Source organism: Devosia aurantiaca, from assembly GCF_011058215.1.
Classification (GTDB): domain Bacteria; phylum Pseudomonadota; class Alphaproteobacteria; order Rhizobiales; family Devosiaceae; genus Devosia; species Devosia aurantiaca.
On the sequence record NZ_JAALFG010000001.1, the window covers coordinates 841,354 to 862,493 of the forward strand.

A 21,140-nucleotide genomic window follows, 5' to 3' on the forward strand; every position below is an offset into this window, starting at 1 on the left:
AACGATATGACCCAGCCATATCATCCTATGACTGGGACCGTCGCACTTAAATGCTCCGTGCAAAGGCAGGATCAATTAAGGCAACCTATGTTTCGCACACGTCTTGCCGCCAAGTGAAACCTCAAACTTGTGAAAACGTATGTCGAGACGCGGCTTTGACGAGCCTACCTCGGTGGACCGGCTGGAGATGGCAGCTTTCAGGAACCGCCACGAGGGCCAAACCAGCAGTAATGTGGCGCTTCGCCGACGGACCACGAACGGCTGCCGGCGAAGTCTCTTTGCTCAGATTTCTGTTGCCTCTGACAACGACAAAGCGTCGTCAACATCCACGCCAAGGTAACGAACTGTGTTCTCGATCTTGCTATGGCCAAGCAGTATCTGAATGGCTCGAAGGTTGCCTGTCGCCTTATAGATGAGCGACGCCTTGGTTCGGCGCAGAAAATGGGTGCCGTACTCCTCAGGTGCCAATCCGATAGCCGTGACCCACTCGTCCACCAGCCTTGCATATTTGGCGGGTGCTCAAGTGGCCATCGGGCAGGCTGGGGAAGGCAAAGTCGTCGATAGTGCCGCCGCGTCGCTCGAGCCAGGCAAGCAGACTGGCCCTTGTGTCAGCAGTGATCTCGAACTGTACGGGTCTGCCTGTCTTCTGCTGGATCAGCATCGATCGCGAGCGAATATCAGGTCCAGCCACGAGTGTGCCGATCTTGATCTTCACCAGATCGCAGCCTCGAAGCTTGCTGTCGATCGCAAGGTCAAAAAGTGCTCTGTCCCTCATCCTTCCCTCTCGGTCGAGGAAGAAGCGGACTGACCAGATTTGTCTGATCTTCAATGCGCGTTTGGCGCCGATTTGCCTGCCGGCATTCCAAGCAGGTCTCCCTGTAGCAGCAGGGTCGTATTGTGAGATACCCATTACATTTCTCCGTCGGCCGAAGCGGCCGGGAAGGAAACGAATATGGCAGGCTCAACAGCGGCAGATGCCGACCCCATTTCGGACGTTAAACCTATTGTTCCGTACGGTCGAAAGCGGTCATTAACACAATCGCTCGCTGGTGATTGCGATAGAGTACCCGTTCGTTAATTGTTGAGACAGTGACCGAGGAGACGTCATGCGTGGCGGCTTGTTGTTCTTAGGCATGGCCATTTTGCTATTCGGATATGCGGTACATGGCTTGCTCTCGGACGAAGTTTTCGCTCTCAAGCGCTACTCTCGGGAACTCATTCTACGCTCGGAGAAGCCGTTATGGTTCGGCGTTACCATACTGGCGTTTTTCGGCCTGGGCGCCTTCATGGCTGGAATTTCGGCGTTTTTGTTCTGGAGTAGGCGCAAGGAGAAGGAAGCTGAGGAGCGGTTCTTCCGGAAACGCAAGTACCTACAATAATAGCTTCGGCTTAAAGAGTGCTTCGGCCAATATTTAGCTGATACGCCCGACTGCATCCCACCCCGAAGCCGCTGGTCTCCTGCCTACCCCATTGCGGAAGCTCTACATTCAGGCACGTTGCCAATTGCAATAGGCGTGCAGCAACCCGAGGTAGCAGCCGTCAATGGTTGTAGCAGTATGCCATGATGTTTCGAACTGGGCAGGAATTAAACCATGCGATACCTACACCGGGCTGTTACGGGAATAATTGAACATATCGAAGCCAGTCGCCTACAAGTCTGGAAAGTCACGGTTGACAGCGTGCAGCACGTTACCTCGGCAACGGGTGAAGCTGAGGATATGATGACGCAGTCTGAACTGCTGTATGGCGATGTGCTGGAGCACTATCTTGTCGTCGCTGATACAGCACCTCAACTAGCGCAGCAAATTGAATGCGCAGTCCGTGACGTTGAGAGTGGAGCCAGCTTGGCATCCTTCCTGCTCGTTGCCTATCAGGATGGAGGTCTCATCTCAGTATCTGCAGGGGAACTACCCTTCCAGTCGGTTGCTGAAGCCGCCGATTGGTGGCGTCCTCGCTGACGACATGATCAATCGCCTAGTAGCTCAATTGCAACTTGATCCCAGTAGGTCCAGTTGCCCACCTCCCAGCCACGCTCGTCTAAAAGGAGGAAGCCTGCAGCTTCTGGCTGATCGATGATAGCCTTCAAGGCTGCAAGACCTGCCGAACTCGCTTCGCTGAGCGTCGCAAAGGTGCCCACCGTCATAAATGGAACTCGGCCCCCTGTAACAAAACGTGCCAATTGCACGGTCAGCGGGCCATCGGGAAATGTGGCTGTGTATGTCCCACGCACCTTGGTTTCCGGTTATCCTTAGTCGTCAACAAACCGTCCGCTTACGGCAAACGTACCCTAAAAGAGGTCTCTCTGCTTCCCACCCGAACACGGCAGCCAGTTAAACATGCACTTCGTCGGCACTCCGGTCCTTGATGCGGAAGCAGGCGATCGCGAAACCAATGTAGATGGCGACGACCCCGGCGAGCACTGCCCAGCCTGGGACAGGGCCAATGGCGGCGTGGTCGACGATGGTCTGAAGTGATCTCGAAGGATCGAGCGGTGCACCGTCCTGCAGATCCGGGGAGGCAAGTTTTAAGAACCAGGCAAGCAGCAGGATGAGGAACATCCAGACATAGTTGCGCCGCAGCCGCCGGCGTAAGGCGAGCGCCAGGGTAATCCGGAACTTTGGGTGCCGCAGATCCTGCGCCAACATCATGAGCCAGGGTTCCGGCCCGCCTTGCGGATCTGCCTGGAAGAACTGTCCAAAATAGTGGCGTTCGAACTGGCGGACGCGCATCCGATAGACATCATAGAACCTGTAACGCCGCGCTTCGACATAAAGCATCAGCAAGATGATCACCATGGCAAAGAGGGTGAGGCCATGGTGGGCGCTCGGGTTCGACAGAGTGACTGACAGGAGACCGGCAACCACGGTGATTGCCCAATTGCTGGTGAGATCAAGACGTGCCCGCCACGCGTTCATCCGCGTCATCTCGGCGCGATAGTAGTGGATCATGACATTGGTCGCCTCGACCGAATTGGTCGGCAGCGACGGGGTGGCTACGGGCAGTATGACATCGGACATGGTGCACTCGGCGGCTCGGATTTGCTGAGCATGTCAGCCAAACTCATCTGTCGAAGTCGCGATCTGAATGAAGGTTGCTCATCACCTTTAAACATCCAAAAATAATGGCAAGACGGCCGGTAGCTTTTTGGTCTCCAGCAACGTTGCGTGGATGATCTGGAGCCCTTTATGACCACCCCACAGCTACTCGCCTTTGGCATTATCTTGTTGATGATGATCGCTTTTGTGTGGGGTCGATGGCGGTATGATCTTGTCGCAGCAGGGGCCCTGCTCGCCGCGGTCGCTGCGGGCGTTGTGGCTCCGGAAGACGCCTTCTCCGGACTTTCAGACGACATCGTCGTCATCGTCGGCAGTGCCCTGGTGGTCAGTGCAGGCGTGGCACGATCAGGTGTGATGGAGGTGGCGGTTCGGCGCTTTGCGCCCAACATCAGCACGCCGCGGGCGCAGCTCATCTTGCTTGTCCTGGTCGTGACCGTCCTCTCGGCCTTCATCAAGAATATCGGCGCGCTCGCAATCATGATCCCGATCGCCTTCCAGATGGCACGCCGCTCCGGCGTTTCGCCTTCGCTGTTCCTGATGCCCATGTCCTTCGGGTCGCTGCTGGGTGGCCTGATGACGCAGATAGGCACGTCGCCGAACATCATTGTTTCCCGTGTCCGCGAAGAACTGACCGGCGTGCCGTTCACCATGTTCGACTTCACTCCCGTGGGGGCTGCACTGGCGGCAGTGGGAATCGTCTTTCTGGCCCTTTGCTACAGATTGCTGCCCGAGCGTGCACAAGAGACGAGCTCGATGGATCGCGCCATCGAAATCAAGAACTACACCACAGAAGTTCATGTGCCTGCCGGGTCGGGCAGCATTGGAAAAACCGTTGCCGAAGTGCAGCAGCTTGGTGGCGGACAGGCCATGATCATCGGCATTCTGTCGGAAGCGGGGAAACGCCGCCTGTCTCTCCCAGATGCCACGATCAAGGAAGGCGAGACGCTGCTGATCGAGGGTGAACCAGATGCGCTCGATCAGATCGTTGCGCAAGGTGGCTTGGCCTTCTCGGAACGGCGAGATGCCGAGGCGGCGGCCGTCGAAACGGGCGTGGTCGAGGCGATCGTTGGCGAACATTCAAGCCTGATCGGTCGCAGCGCACGCGAACTCAGTTTGTTCGACATGACAGGGCTGAACCTGCTTGCCGTAAGCCGGCGCGACAGCCGCTTCACCGAGCGGCTTGGCGAAATCAAATTCCGGAATGGCGACGTGATCGTCCTTCGCGGCGATCTTGCCGAGCTGCCGGAACTGCTGCGGCAGTGGGACTGCTTGCCGTTGGTCGAGCGTAATCTCAAACTCGGCAGCTTCCGCAATCGCTTGGTGCCGGTCGTTATCCTCGCGATCGCCATGGGAAGCACTGCGTTGGGTTTAGTGCCAGTGCCGCTCGCGTTCTTTGCGGCAGCAGTCGCCATGGTGCTGACTCGAACCGTCCCTATCCGTGAGGTCTATTCTCACCTCGACGCGCCCATCCTGATCATGCTTGCCGCCCTTATCCCGGTCAGCGACTCGCTGCGCACGACCGGCGCCACGGACCTAATTGCCGATTGGCTTTCCAGTACCGCAAGCGTTCTGCCGGCCTATGGCGCATTGGCCCTGATCATGGTCGCCGCCATGGCGGTCACGCCATTTCTCAACAATGCAGCGACTGTTCTGGTCATGGCGCCCATTGCCGCAACCTTTGCGTCTGGACTGGGCTATCAGCCCGAAGCCTTCCTGATGGCGGTGGCGATCGGAGCCGGCTCGGATTTTCTGACCCCGATAGGCCATCAGTGCAACACGCTGGTGATGGGACCAGGCGGCTATCGGTTTGGTGATTACTGGCGGCTCGGTCTGCCGTTGTCGATCTTGGTGGTGCTCGTGGCCGTTCCAATGCTGATGTTGATCTGGCCGATGTAGCTCCAGAAGGGTGTCCGATGACAGGTCTGCGCTGTGCAGGTTTTCGCCGAAAGCAGACATCCGGCTTCGCCATGCCGGCCCTGGCCGGTACAGCAGCACGCCGAAAACCAAGTCTTATCAGGCGACCCGTTCGGTTGCTTCCAGCTGATCGATCAGCGTCGAGCTCGCCGCGTTCAAGCCCGTGACCAACACCATGATGTCGTGCGCCCGATAGCGCTGAAGCACCTTCTCCAGTGCGCCAACTGCCGTGATGTCCCAGAAGTGCGCGTGGGACACGTCGATCTCGACCGAATATGTATCGGCTGCGGCGATATCGAAAGCATCGACGAAGGCATCTGCCGAAGCAAAAAACACCTGACCGGTGACCCGATAGGCCATGCGGCCCTCAGCATCATCGCGATGCAAGTCCACCCTCATCAAACGTGACACTTTGGAAGCAAAGAAGACGCCGCTCAGCAGCACGCCGACAGCGACGCCTAGCGCCAGGTTGGAGGTGAACACGGTCACCAGAACCGTCACTACCATGACGGCGCTGCTCATTTTTGGGTGGATCACCACGCTGCGGAGCGATGACCAGTCGAAGGTGTCGACGGAGACCATGATCATTATTGCGACCAGAGCTGCCACCGGGACCTGTGACACCCAGGGCTTGAGTGCCACCATCAAGACCAGCAGGAAAACGCCGGCGAACAAAGTCGACAGGCGTCCACGCCCACCATACTTCACATTGCTAACCGTCTGACCGATCATGCCGCAGCCGGCGATGCCGCCGAACAGGCTCGAGGCGATATTGGCAAGGCCAAGCCCGGCGCTTTCGCGATTTTTCGAACTCGTCGTGTCGGTCAAATCGTCAACGACGCTGGCCGTCATCATGGATTCGAGCAACCCAACCATAGCAATGGCAAGCGCCGGTGCGCCGATGATCAGCAGTGTGTCGAGGGTTAGAGGCACGGCAGGCCAGTTGAACCAAGGTAGACCATCCGGCAGGTGGCCGAGGTCGGCAACCGTCTCGACCGGCAGTTGCAGTGCGCTGCAGATAAGAGTCAGCACAAGGATGCAGATCAGCGGTGAGGGAATGGCCGTCGTTAAGCGTGGGACAAGGTAGATGATGGCCAAGCCGGCTGCGAGCACGACGTAAGTCATCCAGGAGCCGCCAAGAATATGAGGCATCTGAGCCCCGAAGATCAGGATCGCCAGCGCGTTAACAAAGCCCGTGCGCACGGACTTTGAAACGAAACGCAGCAGGACCCCGAGGCGCAATATGCCGAAGAGCACCTGGATCAACCCAGCCAGTAGGCCTGCCGCCAGTAGGTAGGGCAGGCCATGGCTATGGACCAGTGGAGTCGCGACCAATGCGACCGATCCGGCGGCGGCGGAAATCATGGCCGGTCGACCCCGGCAAAAGCGATGGTGATGCCGATGATGAACGACGCAAAGAGCCCGACTTGCGGGTCAACGCCAGCCACGAAGGAGAAGGCTATGACTTCAGGGATCAGCGCAAAGGTTGCGACAGCGCCAGCCAGAAGTTCGCGTGTAGGATTGCTGGCCCAGTCGCGCCGCAGGGAGGAAAGTTGCATATGTGGAATCTCGCGGTGCACGCAGTGCCTGTGAGGTCACGTTGTCGCGTACAGCCTTGCGCGGTCCGGCGGATTGGCGGCCGGAATAGCCACCCGGAGTTCCACCGGGTCCTGTCGAGTAAGCGACCTATAAACGTGCGACTTGATCTGATCAACCGGGAAGGATCCCGATGCCCAGCTACGAGTGTGGTACTGTCATGCTAGCATTTGGCGAGATGTAGACGTCCGTCTCTTACTGACCCGATTTGGGTCCGAAGTCGCGTCGCTTACACTGAGACCTATAGTGACTGAAGTCGCAGCTATGAACAGCCGACGCATCCATGACGGTCTGGTAGTTGTACACCGCTTATGGCTCACGAGTTTTCTCCACTTCGTTGCGGACTTTAGGCCGGTTCACGGGGCGTGAGACGGGCTTGAACCTCGGCGCGTTCGCTTGCGGAGAGGTCGAGCCGCTCGAGATCATTGTCGAGCAAGATCGGCACGCTGGCATTTGTCGGCAAGACGGCCAGCGCCGTCATGCCGTCGTTGCCCAGCCATAGAGGACCTTCATTCTTGCGGAAGCGCGAGGTGGTCAAAAGCGGCTGCTGTTTCTTGCCCAATCCATATTGATACTGCACCACGCTGCCGCCCACGACCTTGTTGATCTGCGTCACCGGCACGGCAACAGGCGTCAAACGGGACGGGCGGCGCGCCAGGCGGCGATTGCGATCCTGGATGAGGCCTGAGCGAAAAAGCGCCAAGCCGAAAACGGCAAGCAGACCGACGATGACAGCGACCGTAATGGTGCGGTTCCAAAGCATGCCGAGGCCCAGCGACAGCGTAGCCTTGGCTGGCTGCGCTTCCGAGCGAACGACGTCCACAGCGTAGTCTCCGGAGCCGAAATCGAGGAACATCAGTTCGATGTCTTTTTCGATCTCCTTGCCTTTAACTTCATAGCTGACATGGGCAGAGCAATCGACGAAGACGGCACGGCTGATGCTGCATTCGCCATTGGTGATCAGGGCGTCTTCGACGATGACCGGATCTTGAGCGATCATCCAGTCGTCAACAATGCCGGGTCCCTGCCAGATGGCGAAGAAGACGGCGAGGCCGATCAGCATCAAGGCTCCCAGATATCGAAAGAGGCCCGGCCAAACGCCCGTACGTTTGATCTTGATGTCGCGGTCGGGGAAGAGAGCATCGGGAGAGGTCATGATCTACCTTGAAGTCAGGCCGATTGATCGGCAGTCGGGGCCAAAGCACTGCGTGCCGCAGCCGCATCGGCGTAGCGCGTGATGAGGTCGATATAGCCGGCGGCCCTATAGTGCCGCGGTGGCACCGAGCGGATGGTGACGGCCCCGGCGCCAGCATTGAGAATAATCCGTCCACGCCCGCCGAAGCCGACCCGTTTCGGCGCCAGCGCCGGTCGCTTAAGAAGGAAGGTGGTGACCATTGTGCCGGCTTGGTTCACCACTGAAAGGTCTCGCAGGTCACCCCAATAGATCGGCTGGTCAAGGTTGATATGTTCGACGCGATCGGGAAAGAGGCGCAGATACGGGGTCTTGGCGCGTCGCAGCGCCTGCAGTCCGAACAGGAAAATGATTCCGCCGCAGACCCCGAAGGCAATGACGAGGATCATCGCCTCGCTGCCGAAGCCGGGCAGGCCAAAGAGCGCCGTCCATGCCGCAGCGGCCAGCATCGGAATAGCGATAACGAACATCAAAATGGCGATGGGCGTGGTGTTCTCGAAGAGCTCGACAGCGTCGTCGCTGACAGCACGCGCCGTAGCTTGTAAAGTCTCTTGGTGATGTTGGTTCGCCTGCCGCGACGCTTCCGTCAGCCCGTTGGTTACTGTGCGGGAAATTGCATACGGGTCGGCAAAGTACTGGAATAGACCGGCCGGATCGCGGGGCAGCTTGGCCGCTGTCGCGAGCCGCTCGGAGCTCACGGCAAATTGGAAGGCAGCGAGGCGCTTTCGGTTGTCGGGATGGCTATCGGCTGGATGGGCGACCGAGCTTTCCAGAAGCCCTGATGGATCGTCGAGGCCCCGTTCGGCTGCCGCGCTTATGAGCAGTTGGACAACATCATTCTGTGCCTGACCAGGGGTGGCCCACAAGTACTGGATGATGTCGTTGATGAGCCCGGAGATAGCGCTGTGGCGTAGCAGCGCGCGGCCTGCCGCATCGGCTGACGTCAGCGTTGCGCTTTTGGCGTCGGCTTGAAGCTCGCGCACGCGGCTCCAATGCTGCACCGCGTAGTGGAAGCGATCGGCAACGAAATAGCCTAGCGCCAGTGCCGGGGAAGCAAGAAACGACAGCGATCCGTCTTGTGCCCGGCCGGCAGCGGCGACGGCGTTGATTGAGCTCGAAAAGCTCCTATAGATAGGGAGAAAGTTCTGACTATAGTCGGTGTCTTCGCCAGCGAAGTGCGCCAACTCATGGCCGATCACGGTCATGACCTCGTCCGGCTCCATGAAGACCAGATGTCCCAGCGGCACGTGAAGGGTGTTGCCCTCGACGACAACATTGTCTGGAAGCAACTTCACCGCGCTCGAGATGACGAAGAGCCCTTCAGCCACGCCGACAGCGATCGTATCAGGCACAGGCGCTCCGAGGTGACGGGCAGCATCTTCGACCAGTTGCCAAAGTCCGGGTGCGGCATTGCGGTCGATTGGCTGAGCGATCAGAACGTAGGGCTCTGTTTCAAAGAGGTGCGAGATCGTGCGCAGACGCGCCAACGCCTGCCAGGCGGTAACGAGGGCAATCGCGCCAAGGCCTGCGCCGATGGCGAGGACATAGGCTTGGCCGCGCCCCAGATTGTCGAGGCGCAACAGCGGCGCCACTTCAAACAGAACAACGCTGACTGTCGACAGCGCAATTACAACAACCAAGGCTACCAAGGCTCCCGGCAGAAGCCGCCGCACTGCCAAAAACCCTTGCAGCAGCGCTCGCCGCGATCGCCTGCCGACATTGCTGAGAACGATCGCGGTCAGAAGTATCGTGAGGCCAAGCCCAAAGGCGGCGAGGCCGCCGAACAGAACGATCGGCGGCAAGACTTGGCGGTAGTCCGCCACGGCCAGCACGAGATCGAGCCCGCCAATGGCCTCCTGCATTTTCTCGAGCGCCAGATCGCCGACGTAAGTGTTGCCGTCTGCCGAGAACTGGATATTGGTGTTGATCGCTGAAAATTCGGGCGGTGGCAGCGCCGACATTTCGACCAGCTGTGCCTTGAGCGCTGCCCGCTGCTCGAAGACGAAATCGCGGTACTCTTCACCGCGCTGGATCTGCCAAAATCCCAGCGCGGCGATCAGCAGCGGAACAACGAGGGTAGTGACGACAAGGAACCGCTTCGAGTTCAACAGCATACCGGCCTATCCACGGTTTATCGTGTCGCAACGGATGGCTACGGCATTTCGGGCAGATTGCCTAGAGCGGCCCGGAAATAGGACGCTGGTGCATTGGCGTGCTGCAGCTTGAGCTTCCACACTGTTGGAGCCGTCACAGTCCTCATGCGTTGGGTGCTGAGCCCAAGAGAGGCAGCACGTGATCGACTGGTCGCCGGATCCTTACATCGTTCTGTTGACCGGGACCGGCATACTTATCGCCTTGGTTGCCTGGTTGCCGCTCGCCCTCAGGCGATTGCCCATCTCTTTGCCGATCGTCTGCATCGCCATCGGCGGGCTGCTCTTTGGCACGCGGTACACCGGCATTGATCCGTCACCCAGTGCGCATCCCTATGTGACCGAGCGACTAACCGAGTTCGTCGTCATTATCGCTCTGATGGGCGCAGGCCTAAAGATCGACCGCGTCTTCTCACTCAAGCAATGGGGTATGGCCTGGCGGCTGCTCCTTGTGACAATGCCGCTGAGCATTCTTGCCATCATCGGGGTGGCGCACTGGGTTCTCGGTTTTGGTGCGGTGGCGGCGCTGCTCCTCGCAGCAAGCCTTGCCCCGACCGATCCCGTGCTTGCAGCCGATGTGCAGGTAGGTGGGCCAACGGAGGGTGGCGAGGACACGGTTCGTTTTGCCCTGACATCGGAGGCAGGCTTGAACGATGGCTTCGCCTTTCCCTTTGTGCACCTCGCCATAGCCATCAGCCTGGCCTCGACCACGGGGCAGGATTGGTTCTTGGAATGGGTGACTTACAATGTCATCTGGGAGATTGTTGCCGGCATGGGGTGCGGCTGGCTCATTGGTCGGCTCTTTGGTTGGCTGACCTTCAAAATGCCTGGCGACACCTTGGCAAAAACCGGTGACGGCCTCATCGCCATTGCCGCTACTTTCATCTCGTACGGCGTCTCCGAGCTGGTCCACTGCTACGGTTTCTTCGCCGTTTTCGTCACCGCGCTAACCTTGCGGAGTGCCCACCGCAATCACGAGTTCCAGCGTGACATGCACGACATCACCGAACAGGTGGAACGCATCGCCATGATGGTTCTGCTGATCGCCTTCGGCGGCTCGCTGGTCACCGGCCTGCCCGCGCCGATTGGGTGGGCACAGGTCCTGGCAGCCGTGTTGATCCTCTTCGTCGTTCGCCCGATCACCGGTCTTATTGGCATGATCGGCGCTCCGGCTACACAAGGCGAAAAGCTGACAATCGCCTTCTTTGGCATCCGCGGCGTGGGGTCATTTTACTATCTGGCCTATGGCCTCAACCACGGTCAGTTCGAGAATGCCGATCAGCTTTGGACGATTCTGTCCCTTGTCGTAATCATGTCTGTGGTCATGCACGGGCTGACGGTCACCCCTGTGATGCGTTGGCTTGACCGCAGTCAGGGCAGGGATTTGGATAAGGACGGCGTGCCACCACCCGGGCTGCAGGGTCCCGCAGACAGTTGAGTTCCCTATCGCTTCAGGTTGGCATTTGCTCGAACTTTGATATCGCTGGGTCAAGGTGGTCCCAGCCATAGCCAGCACTCGTCCATGTCACGGCGGCGGGTTCAAACACAGCGGGGTCATCGAGGCTTGCAGGCGTAACAATGAGCACTTCAGGCATGGCCGGGAACGTCAGAAAAACCGGCGAACCGCAAGTGGGGCAGAAGCCTCGGCGCTTTACGGTGCCGCCATCGCCCGTGCTCTGCCAATGGGATATTTCTCCGGACGACGTAACCTGGGCACTGACAAAGGTCACATGCGACTGGTGGCCTGTGCCGCTGTCGCGCTGACATTGCCGACACTGGCAATGCAGCATGGAAGCTGGCTCTCCGGAGATCTCGTAGCGGAAGGCGCCACAAGCACAGCCTCCTGAAAATGTCCTTGGCATCGATAACGCTTTCCAACTTCAGTTGAGCGCTTGCTCGGCGGCGTCTTCTGCAGCGACCTGATCAAGCCGCCTGGTGACGACCTTCCAGCCATCGCTCATGTTACGATACGCGATTTCATTTTGGGGCAGCAGGAAGCCCGAATGGATCAGTTGCAAGCGGGTGCCGCCTTCCGCTGCGGTCAGGGTGATGGTGACCAGCGTCTCCAGCTTCGATCCATAACCTACATTGTCCCCATGACCTCCGGTCCAGGTATAGGACAGGGCTTGGTTCTCTATGACCTCGACCACCTCGCAGCGGATCGTGCCGTCCCATTCTCCTGCCGGCTTGGTCTGGAAGGTGAAGCGGTTGCCTACAGCAGCCTCGAATCCTTCCTCCGGCATGAGCCAACGCCCGATCAGCGCCCGGGTGGTCAGAGCCTTCCAGAGCACTGCCGGCGCATGGGGAAAGACTTCGTCGAGGACTATAGCTTGCTTGTTGGCCTGCATGGTCTGGTTCACGGGTCGATCTCCTTTAGGAGCTTGCGTAGATCGGAGAAGCGCTCACGCCAAAACACGCCGTAGTGGTTCATCCACTCGGCGAGTGGCTCGAGGCCTTCAGGTCTGGCGCGGTAGTAAACCTTGCGACCCTCTGGCCGTTCGCTCACAAGTCCCGCCATCTTTAAGGTCTTAAGGTGCTGCGAGATCGCTCCCTGCGTGATGGCACTTGCGCGGGTCAGCTCAACAACAGTGATCTCATTGGCATCGACCACGCGCTCGAATAGCGCGCGACGGGTGGGGTCGGCGAGTGCTCGCATAACAGGGGAGATAGCTTCGGTTTCCAACATGACATAACGATTAGCCGATGCTAATCGATTAGTCAATGCTATTGAATTGACCGGTTGTCGGTGGCATTGACCCAAACGTCGTTCAGGGAGAACTAAAGTTCGCTCATGGCCATTACTTTGAGCGTTTCCTCGCGGATGTCGGCAAGGATGGCGCGCTTGTATTCAGAAAACTGCGGGCTGGTGACAATATCGTAGCGACGCGGGCGCTCCAGGTTAATGGCGATCTCGCGCTTGACCAGCCCCGGTCGGGAGGCGAGGACGACGACACGGTCCGCCAAGAAAATGGCCTCCTCGACATCGTGGGTGATGAAAAGCACGGTGACCTTGTGATCTTCCCAAACCTTGAGCAGCAACTCCTGCATCATGCCGCGGGTCTGGGCATCGAGAGCGCCAAAGGGCTCGTCCATCAGTAGGAGTGAGGGCTTGTAAACAAGCGCGCGGGCGATCGCGACGCGCTGGCGCATGCCGCCGGAGAGTTGGCGTGGATGGGCGTTTTCGAAACCGGCCAGCCCCACCTCGTGGATAAACTGGCGCACGATTTCGGTCTTTTCAGACTTCTGCATCTGGCTTTTTCGAGCGCGAAAAGAATGTTCTTCTCGACTGTCATCCATTCAAAAAGACTATAGCCCTGAAAGACAAAGCCGCGATCGCGGCCCGGCCCGGTGACGGGCTTGCCGTCGATGGTGATCTCGCCGAAGGTTGGTTCGGTCAGCCCGCCCACCATATTGAGCAGGGTGGACTTGCCGCAGCCCGAAGTGCCCACGATTGAGACGAACTCGTTGGGCGCAACGCTGAGGTCGATGCGGTCGATGGCGAGGAACTCGTCGTCACCCTCGCCGAAAATTTTGCCCACTGCGTCAATAAGAATCTTTGGAGCACTCATCGGTCGGCAGCCCAGCGGAACAGCGAACGGCCAGTGCGCTTGAACGCGTAGTCGGTGAGCAGACCCAGTATCCCGATGAACAAGGTGCCGAAAATAATGGTATCGGTGGCCAGATAACGCTGCGCATCCATGATGCGGCGACCTAGACCGCTCTGGGCGGCGACAAGTTCTGCAACCACAAGATAGGTCCAGGTCCAGCCGATAGTGATACGGCACGTGTCCCAGATGGCCGGGAGCGCGGCAGGCAGGATGATGCGCCACAAGATCTCGGTGTTGGAAAAGCCTAGTGTCTGTCCAGCGCGAATGAGGTTGATGTCGATGGTCTTGACGTTGTCCATCACCATCAGCGCCATCTGGAAGAAGGTGCCGAGAAACAGGATCAGGATCTTCTGCTCGTTGCCGATGCCGGCCCAGAGAATCGTCAACGGGATTAGTGCGACGACCGGCATGTAGCGCACGGTCGAAATCAGCGGCTCTAGAGCGCCTTCAAAGAGGCGAAAGTTGCCCATCAGGATACCGACTGGAATGGCCAGTGCAGCCGCACTCAGCCAGCCGACTACGATGCGATAGGTGCTGATGGCGGCGTCCTGCAACAGGATGCCAGTGGTGATCTGGCGCCAAGCTTCCTCGATGATGGCGAGAGGGCTGGGCAGAAACAGCGGTTTGACGAGGCCCAGCGCGGTGACGGTCAACCAGGCCAGCACCAGCAGGCCCGGAACGACAAGACCCGCGCTGTTGAAGACGCGATTTGAATGGCTTGGCGCAACCGCAGCAGCCCGCCGCGGCTGCGACGCGTGCGGCGGTCGATCCGGCCTGCAGCGGTAGTTTCGGCTATGCTCGGAATGTTGGGCATGCAAGTTCTTAGCTTGAAGGTGGGCAAGCGGCGCCAGCAGGCGCCACCTGATTGTTACTGTGCGACCGCCGCGTTGATCGCCGCCAAGTCGAGGAAAGCATCTCCCGTAGGCACGGTCTTGACTTCGTCGGGATTGGCAGTCTGCATAATGGCGCCGATCTCTTCGACTGTCGCTTGGAAATCGCCCTGCAGCGCGGCGGCGTTTTCGGAGAGGTCATAGAGGTGTACGCCCGCAAAGGCGGTATTGAATTCCTCAATCGGGCTGCCGACGGCGTCGGCAATGATCTTGCCACCTTCCTCGGGATTATCGCGCAAGAAGGTCACGGCCTGGTCCCAGGCCTTGATGATGCCGACGAGCGCGTCCGGATTGGCGGCAATGAAGCTAGTTTCGGCGGCCAGCACATCGCTGATCAGGCCCGGCTTTTCGCCGGCGGTGTAGAGGACCTTGAAGTCGGGACCCTGAGCAAGTGCGGCGGAGATATAAGGCTCGTACGTCACCGCTACGTCGACACGGCCGGCGATAAGGGCTAGGCCGGCGTCTGCCGCAGCCAGTGGCACGGCCTCGACATCGGCAATGCTGAGGCCGTTGGCGCCCAGCGCGTAGTTGAGCAGCAGGTCGCTGGTCGAGCCAAGTTCGTAGGCGACCTTCTTGCCCTTGAGCTCGGTGACTGAGGTTATACTGTTGCCGGCAAGCACCGCGTCGGCCGTCGTAGAGCCGTCCATGATCATGAAGCCCTTAAGATCGACGCCGTTGTTCATGTTGAGGATGACGGTATTGGTGGCTGCTGAGATTACCTGGATATTGCCGCTCGCCAGAGCCGCGGCGACATCTTGGTCCCAGGTAAAATTGATCAGTTCGACATCGACGCCATTGTCCTCGAAAAACCCTGCTGGTCGGCGATCCACAGCGGACCATAGCCAAGCCAGGGCTGGACGCCAATTTTGATGGTTTCAGCCTGGGCGGGCGCTGCCAGGGCCGCGAGCGCAAGATAGGCAAGGGCAACAGGTGCAAACTTCATGAGCAATTTCCTTTAGTGACGCGGTTCCGAGCACGCTTGGCCGCATACATGGACGGATTAGCTCAACTTGAAAAGTGCAAGAGTAAGTTCGTGGTGATCTGGCCCACGTCGTTCTGTTCGTTCGGGCCGGGTAAGGCGCCGATAAAGCAGACGGAGCTGGCGGAAAATACCGCTCCTCCGGAGGGCCATGGCCAATAGGTCATCTCGGCAACACGCCGACTTTCGCGCTCCGGCGTGCCGCCTTCATACCAACGGCCCGGGTCATCGACATAATCATCAGGGAAGCTGACGGCGGTGGCGAGCACTACGACGCCGTCTGAGGTGCCGAGGAAGGAGCTGGTGTTGTCGACCTCGTATCCTGCCGCTCCGCCGAGTACGATACCGCTGTGGCCAAAACTGGTAGCGGTCACGCCATCGAAGATCCAGGACACGGCATCGTCATAGCTTTGTGCGGTGCGCGCAAAAGGCAGCGCGGTGCTGAAGCCCATGAGCGCTATACCGACGCCAGTGAGGCTGAACTCGCCCCGCCCGCGATCCCGCAGGTAGCCGCCCGGTTCGTTGGTAAGGGCGAGCGCCATTTCGGCCAGCGGTCCATCCCAGGTGCGGCCCACCTGTGTAGGACCGCGGCGCAACTCCATCAAGTCATCCTTGAAGGCGACAGCGGCGGCGAAGCCGTTGCCACCCAGATACGCAAGATGGCCGCCGGCAGCTACATGGCTGCGATATGCCCACTCCATCTCGACGGACAGATATTCGGGATGACTGCCGGTGAGGACGCCCTTGTAGCCAGCCAGCAGACTGTTGCCGGACTGGTGCAGGTCGTGATCGGTCGCGATATCTAGGGAGATGCCAGTGCGGGCGGCAAAGCGAAGGAAATGCAAGTCCACTGGCAAAAGGTGTGGTGCGCCACAAAGCGGATAAAGATAGTCGTCGCGAAGGGTTGCCTTGGGTCTCCGCGTGGAGGCAAGGGACACGCCGCTGGCGTCGGAGTGATAATCGTAGAGTGATCGCAGATCATTATCGCGCGCGAACTGGTGGCCGCGATCGGTGCCGATCCATTCGTACAGGTGCGGCGGTAGATGTTCGTCGGCATAGGCGAGGTAGGTCGCCGTAGGAGCGACGAATAAGAGCGGTGACCGCGGTTGTCGCGCCGAGACGAAAAAGGAAGGCGTTCGACGGCACCGGCGCTCACCAGCTCGATGGCATATACGCCGGAGCGGGCGTCGGCAGGAATGTCGATGGTGAAATCGGCAGACCAATCAAGGCCCGCCATGTCGGTGTCGTGGCAGTGGATGGCATCGTAATGTGTCGGCGTCAGGCGCGGATCGAGGCTTGAGCCATCCCAGCGCGCCGATCGAACGCAAAAGGTCGGATTGTTGTGAAAGGCGAGGCTGAGACCACTAGAGACGAGCGGTCCAGCCGTGAATAAGGTCGGGAAGGCGAAGGCGTCGGTGTCGTCTTTGCTGTTCAGCGTGATCCTGGCGATACGGCAGTTCAGGGTCGGCAGGCTTTCCGCCGCGTCCGAGCAGAAAACCAGCTGTTCGGGCTGGGGCGCCGTAAGAGGGTAGGACAGAGCAGAGGGCCTGGTGGGATCTAGCCCCGTCACGGTCAGACTCTCGGTGCCCAGACTGATGGCCAGCCATCGGCTAGTCGGCAGGATGCCGATCAGAATCGGCTCGCCATTAGCCCGATAGACCAGCCGATCGTTGTCTTCGATCAACAGCGAAAAGGTGCCGGCGTCTAGGAGTACGCGGCGGCCTGGATTTCGGGTCAGCAGCAGTTCGAAGGATAGTCCAGAGAAACTGGCAGGGGCACTAAGGGACAAATATGCTCCCTGCGAAAAGGAGCGATGCTGCCCGTTTGCCAACTGCCGCACTGCCCAATCGACCACGGGAAGCGCGTCGCGATCGAGGGCGCGGACGCAGACCGCCTCGATGGGGCCAAGGCTTGAACAAGAGACGAGCCGCTCGATGGCGTTGCCGGTCCAGGGTTCGACAAAGCCTGTGATGGCCATGGAAGAATGATCAACAGTTCGCAGCATTAGTTGGATCCCGACCGTGGAGTTGTACCTTCCCGACCACTCAAGCAAGGGCCAGCACCGTATGGCTGACAAAGTGTCCGTCGTGCAACGTTTTGCTGATCAAGCGTTTTGGCGCTACGCCACGCAAGTTTTGACGACTGCTTGTCCCATCAATTTGTCCACCATCGGACCGTCCGCTTCTCACCGCTTTTTGCCGTAGCGTCATCCAAAGGGCTCAGCTTTCAGGTAACCGAAAGAAGCTCTAAACGTTCGATTTGACGGCGCAAAGCCAACGGAGGGTTCGCATTACCATGGGTGTGAACATGGAGCCTAAATCGTGGCGGCCTTGGCATACACTCGGCATGCCGCTTTAAAATCTGTTGCGGCACTAACGGCTACCGGACAGGTTCAGCGCCCATATGCAGCGCGCCGCACGGCGTTGAAAAGGAGGCGCGCCGTGGGGGCCCAGCTATCGCATTGTAGGCGGCTTACGGGCGTGGAAATGACCATCTAATGTCAAAGTTGACCGTCACAGTGGCGAGTCACAGTTGTCTTATTTCACAGACGGGGCAGTAGCTTATCAGGAAAACGGGTGAGAATCCCTTTCTCTCCGCCATTTCCTTTCAGGCTTACATCGCGTTTCGATCGTGCATCCAAGATGCTGGGCCACGTCAGCATTGGACGCTCACCACATGCCGCGCATTCTGGACGCGAGGTCCACCGACAGTCCCGCCTTCGGCAGGAGATCGCTGCGGATCGGGGTTACGGGCGGCCACAGGATGTCTTCGAAGTGGGCTTTTATCTCGCGGGGGATGAACCGGGTTCGCTGCGCGTACATGTGCCGGTCGCCATTGCGCGTCTGTTGGGTGACATAGAAGCGCTGCGGCACGAGAAGATGCAGTTCGTCCTTGGCGCGGGTCATTGCCACATAAAGCAGCCGTCGTTCCTCTTCCAGTTCGTGTGTCGAGCCGGTGCCGAGGTCGGAGGGGATACAACCGTCGACGACGTTGAGCACGTGTACCGACTTCCATTCCTGTCCCTTGGCGGAATGGATGGTGGACAAGATCAGGTAGTCCTCGTCGCGCTGCGGAACGCCGGCCTGATCGCTGGTGGCATCCGGCGGATCCAGCGTCAGTTCGGTCAGGAACTTTTCGCGGTTGGGAAAGCCCGCGGCAATCTGCTCGAGCTGGATGATGTCGGCCACCCGTATGGCCGCATCTTCATATTGGCCTTCCATCAGCGGCTCGTACCAATGGCGGGCCTGGGCCAGTTCGAGCGGCCAGGCGGTCTCGCGCTTGCTGAGCTTGCCGATCAAGTCCACGAGCCCGGTCCAGGACTGGCCAGCCTTTGCGGGTGCGGGAACTTCGGAAAATGCCCAGGCCGGATTTGGACTATTGCCGATGGCGTCGAGCACGCGGCCCGCCGTTGTCGGACCGATGCCGGGCAGCAGTTGCAGCACGCGAAAGCCCGCAACCCGGTCGCGCAGGTTTTCTGCCCAGCGCAAGATGGCCAGCATGTCCTTGATATGGGCGGCATCGAGGAACTTGAGACCGCCGAATTTGACGAAGGGGATGTTACGCCGAGTGAGCTCGATTTCAAGCGGGCCAGAATGGCTCGAAGTGCGGAACAGCACGGCCTGCTGCTTGAGCGGCGTACCCGCTTCACGGCTGCGAAGCACGCAATCTGCCACATAGCCGACCTGGTCGGCCTCGTCCTTGACCGTCACGAGCACGGGCTTGGCTTCCGACTGCCGGTCCGACCAAAGGTTTTTGGTGAAACGTTCGCTGGCCTGCTCGATCACCGCATTGGCGGCGGCAAGGATCGGCTGGCTCGAGCGATAATTGCGGTCAAGCGTCACGATATCGGCGCTGGGGCTGAAATGACCGGGAAAGTCGAGGATGTTGCGCACGGTTGCGGCGCGGAAGGAATAGATCGATTGGGCATCGTCACCCACCACGGTCAGCCCCCGACCATCAGGGCGCATGGCAAGGAGGACAGCGGCTTGAAGACTATTGGTGTCCTGATATTCGTCGACCAGCACATGGTCGAAGCGGCTCGAGACCTGTGCCCCGATAGCCGGCTCGCTCATCATGCCGGCCCAATAAAGCAGCAAATCGTCGTAATCGAGGACGTTCTGCGCCTGCTTGGCCGCAACATAGGCGCCAAACAACTGCCGTAGCTCCCCTGACCACATGGCGCACCAGGGAAAGACCGATTTTAGCACCTCGTCCAAATCGCCCTGGGCGTTGACCACGCGAGAATAGATGGCAAGGCATGTGCCCTTGGTGGGAAAGCGGGTGGCCTTTTCGCTGAAACTCAACTCGTGCCGCACGAGGTTCATGAGGTCGGCAGAGTCTTCGCGGTCATGGATGGTGAAAGCGGGATCGAGCCTGATCTCGTGCGCATGCTCGCGCAGGAGGCGGGCACCGATGCCGTGAAACGTCCCGGCCCAGGTGAGCGCGTCGCTGACCGCGCCCGAGCCGACGCCAAGGACGCGCGAGGCGATGCGCTCCACGCGTCGGCTCATTTCGGCAGCGGCGCGGCGCGAAAAGGTCAGGAGCAGGATACGTCGCGGGTCCGCGCCATGGACCATGAGATTGGCCACCCGGTGAGCGAGGGTATTGGTCTTGCCCGAACCGGCGCCGGCAATCACCAGCAGCGGGCCCGCCGCCGTGCCGACGCCATGCTCTGCGGCCCGGCGCTGTTCCGGGTTGAGAGCATCAAGAAAGGCGGTGTCGACAGGCATGAATCGGTCCTCGAAGAAGTGTTTAAAGGACCGTATTCTTGGTTTGTTCGCAAGGGTTGTTCAGGCAGGTAGCGTAGCACGGTCGAAGTGGACCGTTTCAGCCTCTATCGCCTCCGGGAAAAGTGCTTGCGATAGTCTCGCGGCGTCATGCCTCTCAGTCGCCGGAAATGCCGATTAAAATTGGCCAGGGCGCCATAACCGACATCGGCCGCGATGTGCTGGATCGGCTGGCTCGTGCCTGACAACCGGGCACAGGCTTCGGCGATCCTGAGGCGAATGAGATAGTCGGAAACGCTTGATTGGGTGTGCTTGCGGAAGAGGCGATGAAGTCCCGACTGACTGAGGGCAGCAATGCCAGCTAGCGCTTCGAGGCGCAGATCCTCGGTATAGTGGGCGTGCAGGTAATCGAGCACGCGGTCGATACGGTCGCGCGAGCCCGACGGAGATATCTCATGCGCCGATGCGAGCCCTATGGCGCCCTTGTCCTGAGCAAGCTGCAGCAGCACGTGCAGCAATCCAAACAGCCTTGTCTCGGGCGGTTGGGAAAAAGAGCCTCGTATCGCGGTCGGATGGAATTTGACAGGTCTGTCGAAAAACGCAGGCCGGTGCGGGAGCGCGCAACGAGGTCGTGCAAAGGACGCAATTCCACCGCGCTATCTGCGAGATCGGTCAGCCAATCCTGCCCAAACCACAGCACCAGCGCAACATGGGGCGCGCCGGCATCGATGCTCTCTGTGGAGTGCCAGGTGTGGGGCAGGTTTGCGCCCACCACAACCAGGTCGCCATCGTCATAGGTGCCGGCATGATCGCCGATAAAGCGCTGGCCGCGCGAGTTGAGCGTCAGGGTCAGTTCGAGTTCGGGATGATGATGCCACTGAAACGGAATGCCGCCCTCGAGGCGACGGTTGAGCATGGCCCAGGATGAGCCCTCGTCGGTGCGCAATTTTTCAAGATAGGGCTTGATCTGGCAACCTGCATGGTCTGAGCGCCAGAATAGTATCGGAATTGTCCCCGCGCCGACAACA

General features: G+C 59.5%; 18 protein-coding genes, 4 pseudogenes and 1 other annotated feature. Of the genes and pseudogenes, 4 read left to right on the forward strand and 18 right to left on the reverse strand.

All coding sequences use genetic code 11. The features are described 5' to 3' along the window. Positions 1 to 282: 282 nt before the first annotated feature. Positions 283 to 910: pseudogene (locus tag G5575_RS04385) on the reverse strand (tyrosine-type recombinase/integrase). 196 nt (positions 911 to 1,106) lie between these two features. On the opposite strand from G5575_RS04385, the gene G5575_RS04390 reads away from it, so the two are divergent. Both G5575_RS04390 and G5575_RS04395 read left to right on the forward strand, forming a co-directional pair. Further along, positions 1,107 to 1,379, forward strand: coding sequence for a hypothetical protein (locus G5575_RS04390; RefSeq protein ID WP_164533249.1), 273 nt, complete (start codon positions 1,107 to 1,109; stop codon positions 1,377 to 1,379). Positions 1,380 to 1,592: 213 nt separating this feature from the next. After that, positions 1,593 to 1,958: a hypothetical protein gene (locus G5575_RS04395; RefSeq protein WP_164533250.1), complete on the forward strand. Its 366-nt coding sequence runs from the start codon at positions 1,593 to 1,595 to the stop codon at positions 1,956 to 1,958. 8 nt (positions 1,959 to 1,966) lie between these two features. On the opposite strand, the gene G5575_RS04400 is transcribed toward G5575_RS04395, so the two are convergent. Then, positions 1,967 to 2,143, reverse strand: coding sequence for a hypothetical protein (locus G5575_RS04400; protein WP_164533251.1), 177 nt, complete (start codon positions 2,141 to 2,143; stop codon positions 1,967 to 1,969). A gap of 187 nt (positions 2,144 to 2,330) precedes the next feature. Continuing rightward, positions 2,331 to 3,017 carry a DUF2270 domain-containing protein gene (locus G5575_RS04405; RefSeq protein ID WP_164533252.1) on the reverse strand — a complete coding sequence of 229 codons (687 nt, stop codon included), beginning with the start codon at positions 3,015 to 3,017 and terminating at the stop codon, positions 2,331 to 2,333. Positions 3,018 to 3,185: 168 nt separating this feature from the next. Between G5575_RS04405 and G5575_RS04410 the strand changes: the two genes are divergently transcribed. Beyond that, positions 3,186 to 4,952: an SLC13 family permease gene (locus tag G5575_RS04410; RefSeq protein ID WP_164533253.1), complete on the forward strand. Its 1,767-nt coding sequence runs from the start codon at positions 3,186 to 3,188 to the stop codon at positions 4,950 to 4,952. Positions 4,953 to 5,069: 117 nt separating this feature from the next. On the opposite strand, the pseudogene G5575_RS04415 reads toward G5575_RS04410, so the two are convergent. The 3 genes and pseudogenes from G5575_RS04415 to G5575_RS04425 all read right to left on the reverse strand — a co-directional run bounded on the left by G5575_RS04415 (position 5,070) and on the right by G5575_RS04425 (position 9,872). Beyond that, a pseudogene (locus G5575_RS04415) lies at positions 5,070 to 6,529 on the reverse strand (SulP family inorganic anion transporter). Between the two features lie 59 nt (positions 6,530 to 6,588). Further along, positions 6,589 to 6,644: a sequence feature (sul1 is cis-regulatory element that is thought to sense ions involved in sulfur or methionine metabolism; They are found in Alphaproteobacteria), on the reverse strand. Positions 6,645 to 6,912: 268 nt separating this feature from the next. Then, positions 6,913 to 7,722 carry a hypothetical protein gene (locus G5575_RS04420; RefSeq protein WP_164533254.1) on the reverse strand — a complete coding sequence of 270 codons (810 nt, stop codon included), beginning with the start codon at positions 7,720 to 7,722 and terminating at the stop codon, positions 6,913 to 6,915. Positions 7,723 to 7,736: 14 nt separating this feature from the next. After that, on the reverse strand, positions 7,737 to 9,872 hold the full coding sequence (locus G5575_RS04425; protein WP_164533255.1) for a M48 family metallopeptidase: 2,136 nt from the start codon (positions 9,870 to 9,872) through the stop codon (positions 7,737 to 7,739). Positions 9,873 to 10,050: 178 nt separating this feature from the next. Between G5575_RS04425 and G5575_RS04430 the strand changes: the two genes are divergently transcribed. Beyond that, complete coding sequence (locus G5575_RS04430) at positions 10,051 to 11,346, forward strand: cation:proton antiporter (protein WP_164533256.1); 1,296 nt, start codon at positions 10,051 to 10,053, stop codon at positions 11,344 to 11,346. A gap of 13 nt (positions 11,347 to 11,359) precedes the next feature. Here the strand turns inward: G5575_RS04430 and G5575_RS04435 are convergent, their stop codons facing one another. The 12 genes and pseudogenes from G5575_RS04435 to G5575_RS21475 form a co-directional block, all read right to left on the reverse strand. After that, a complete protein-coding gene (locus G5575_RS04435) occupies positions 11,360 to 11,770 on the reverse strand; it encodes a GFA family protein (RefSeq protein WP_164533257.1) in 411 nt (136 codons plus the stop codon). An 18-nt stretch (positions 11,771 to 11,788) separates the two neighbouring features. After that, on the reverse strand, positions 11,789 to 12,268 hold the full coding sequence (locus G5575_RS04440; RefSeq protein ID WP_164533258.1) for an SRPBCC family protein: 480 nt from the start codon (positions 12,266 to 12,268) through the stop codon (positions 11,789 to 11,791). Beyond that, positions 12,265 to 12,594, reverse strand: coding sequence for an ArsR/SmtB family transcription factor (locus G5575_RS04445; protein WP_164533259.1), 330 nt, complete (start codon positions 12,592 to 12,594; stop codon positions 12,265 to 12,267). The genes G5575_RS04440 and G5575_RS04445 overlap by 4 nt, the downstream gene beginning before the upstream one ends. A gap of 92 nt (positions 12,595 to 12,686) precedes the next feature. Beyond that, positions 12,687 to 13,157, reverse strand: coding sequence for an ABC transporter ATP-binding protein (locus G5575_RS20010; protein WP_235935569.1), 471 nt, complete (start codon positions 13,155 to 13,157; stop codon positions 12,687 to 12,689). A 53-nt stretch (positions 13,158 to 13,210) separates the two neighbouring features. After that, positions 13,211 to 13,477: pseudogene (locus G5575_RS20015) on the reverse strand (ATP-binding cassette domain-containing protein); the annotation flags it as partial. Continuing rightward, positions 13,474 to 14,181 carry an ABC transporter permease gene (locus G5575_RS04455; protein WP_328765832.1) on the reverse strand — a complete coding sequence of 236 codons (708 nt, stop codon included), beginning with the start codon at positions 14,179 to 14,181 and terminating at the stop codon, positions 13,474 to 13,476. The pseudogene G5575_RS20015 and the gene G5575_RS04455, both read right to left, overlap by 4 nt. A 203-nt stretch (positions 14,182 to 14,384) precedes the next feature. After that, on the reverse strand, positions 14,385 to 15,236 hold the full coding sequence (locus G5575_RS04460; RefSeq protein WP_164533261.1) for an ABC transporter substrate-binding protein: 852 nt from the start codon (positions 15,234 to 15,236) through the stop codon (positions 14,385 to 14,387). Continuing rightward, positions 15,182 to 15,349 carry a hypothetical protein gene (locus G5575_RS04465; protein ID WP_164533262.1) on the reverse strand — a complete coding sequence of 56 codons (168 nt, stop codon included), beginning with the start codon at positions 15,347 to 15,349 and terminating at the stop codon, positions 15,182 to 15,184. The genes G5575_RS04460 and G5575_RS04465 overlap by 55 nt, the downstream gene beginning before the upstream one ends. A 62-nt stretch (positions 15,350 to 15,411) precedes the next feature. Next, positions 15,412 to 17,390 (reverse strand): annotated as a pseudogene (locus G5575_RS22100) (N,N-dimethylformamidase beta subunit family domain-containing protein). Positions 17,391 to 18,054: 664 nt separating this feature from the next. Further along, positions 18,055 to 20,115: an ATP-dependent helicase gene (locus tag G5575_RS04475; RefSeq protein ID WP_164533263.1), complete on the reverse strand. Its 2,061-nt coding sequence runs from the start codon at positions 20,113 to 20,115 to the stop codon at positions 18,055 to 18,057. 104 nt (positions 20,116 to 20,219) lie between these two features. Further along, positions 20,220 to 20,621 (reverse strand): AraC family transcriptional regulator, encoded by a 402-nt coding sequence (locus tag G5575_RS21470; RefSeq protein WP_328765834.1) that lies wholly within the window; start codon positions 20,619 to 20,621, stop codon positions 20,220 to 20,222. Beyond that, a complete protein-coding gene (locus tag G5575_RS21475) occupies positions 20,585 to 21,028 on the reverse strand; it encodes a cupin domain-containing protein (RefSeq protein WP_328765835.1) in 444 nt (147 codons plus the stop codon). Before G5575_RS21475 ends, G5575_RS21470 begins: the two co-directional genes overlap by 37 nt. Between the last annotated feature and the right edge of the window lie 112 nt (positions 21,029 to 21,140).

Excerpts from the sequence above, each read along its gene's own strand:
- G5575_RS04425 (WP_164533255.1), bottom strand. The coding sequence starts at position 9,872 with ATGCTGTTGAACTCGAAGCGGTTCCTTGTCGTCACTACCCTCGTTGTT.
- G5575_RS04420 (WP_164533254.1), bottom strand. The coding sequence starts at position 7,722 with ATGACCTCTCCCGATGCTCTCTTCCCCGACCGCGACATCAAGATCAAA.
- G5575_RS04405 (WP_164533252.1), bottom strand. The coding sequence starts at position 3,017 with ATGTCCGATGTCATACTGCCCGTAGCCACCCCGTCGCTGCCGACCAAT.
- G5575_RS04400 (WP_164533251.1), bottom strand. The coding sequence starts at position 2,143 with ATGACGGTGGGCACCTTTGCGACGCTCAGCGAAGCGAGTTCGGCAGGT.
- G5575_RS04465 (WP_164533262.1), bottom strand. The coding sequence starts at position 15,349 with ATGAAGTTTGCACCTGTTGCCCTTGCCTATCTTGCGCTCGCGGCCCTG.
- G5575_RS04390 (WP_164533249.1), top strand. The coding sequence starts at position 1,107 with ATGCGTGGCGGCTTGTTGTTCTTAGGCATGGCCATTTTGCTATTCGGA.
- G5575_RS04475 (WP_164533263.1), bottom strand. The coding sequence starts at position 20,115 with ATGCCTGTCGACACCGCCTTTCTTGATGCTCTCAACCCGGAACAGCGC.
- G5575_RS04395 (WP_164533250.1), top strand. The coding sequence starts at position 1,593 with ATGCGATACCTACACCGGGCTGTTACGGGAATAATTGAACATATCGAA.
- G5575_RS04410 (WP_164533253.1), top strand. The coding sequence starts at position 3,186 with ATGACCACCCCACAGCTACTCGCCTTTGGCATTATCTTGTTGATGATG.
- G5575_RS20010 (WP_235935569.1), bottom strand. The coding sequence starts at position 13,157 with ATGCAGAAGTCTGAAAAGACCGAAATCGTGCGCCAGTTTATCCACGAG.
- G5575_RS04445 (WP_164533259.1), bottom strand. The coding sequence starts at position 12,594 with ATGTTGGAAACCGAAGCTATCTCCCCTGTTATGCGAGCACTCGCCGAC.
- G5575_RS21475 (WP_328765835.1), bottom strand. The coding sequence starts at position 21,028 with ATGCTCAACCGTCGCCTCGAGGGCGGCATTCCGTTTCAGTGGCATCAT.
- G5575_RS04435 (WP_164533257.1), bottom strand. The coding sequence starts at position 11,770 with ATGCCAAGGACATTTTCAGGAGGCTGTGCTTGTGGCGCCTTCCGCTAC.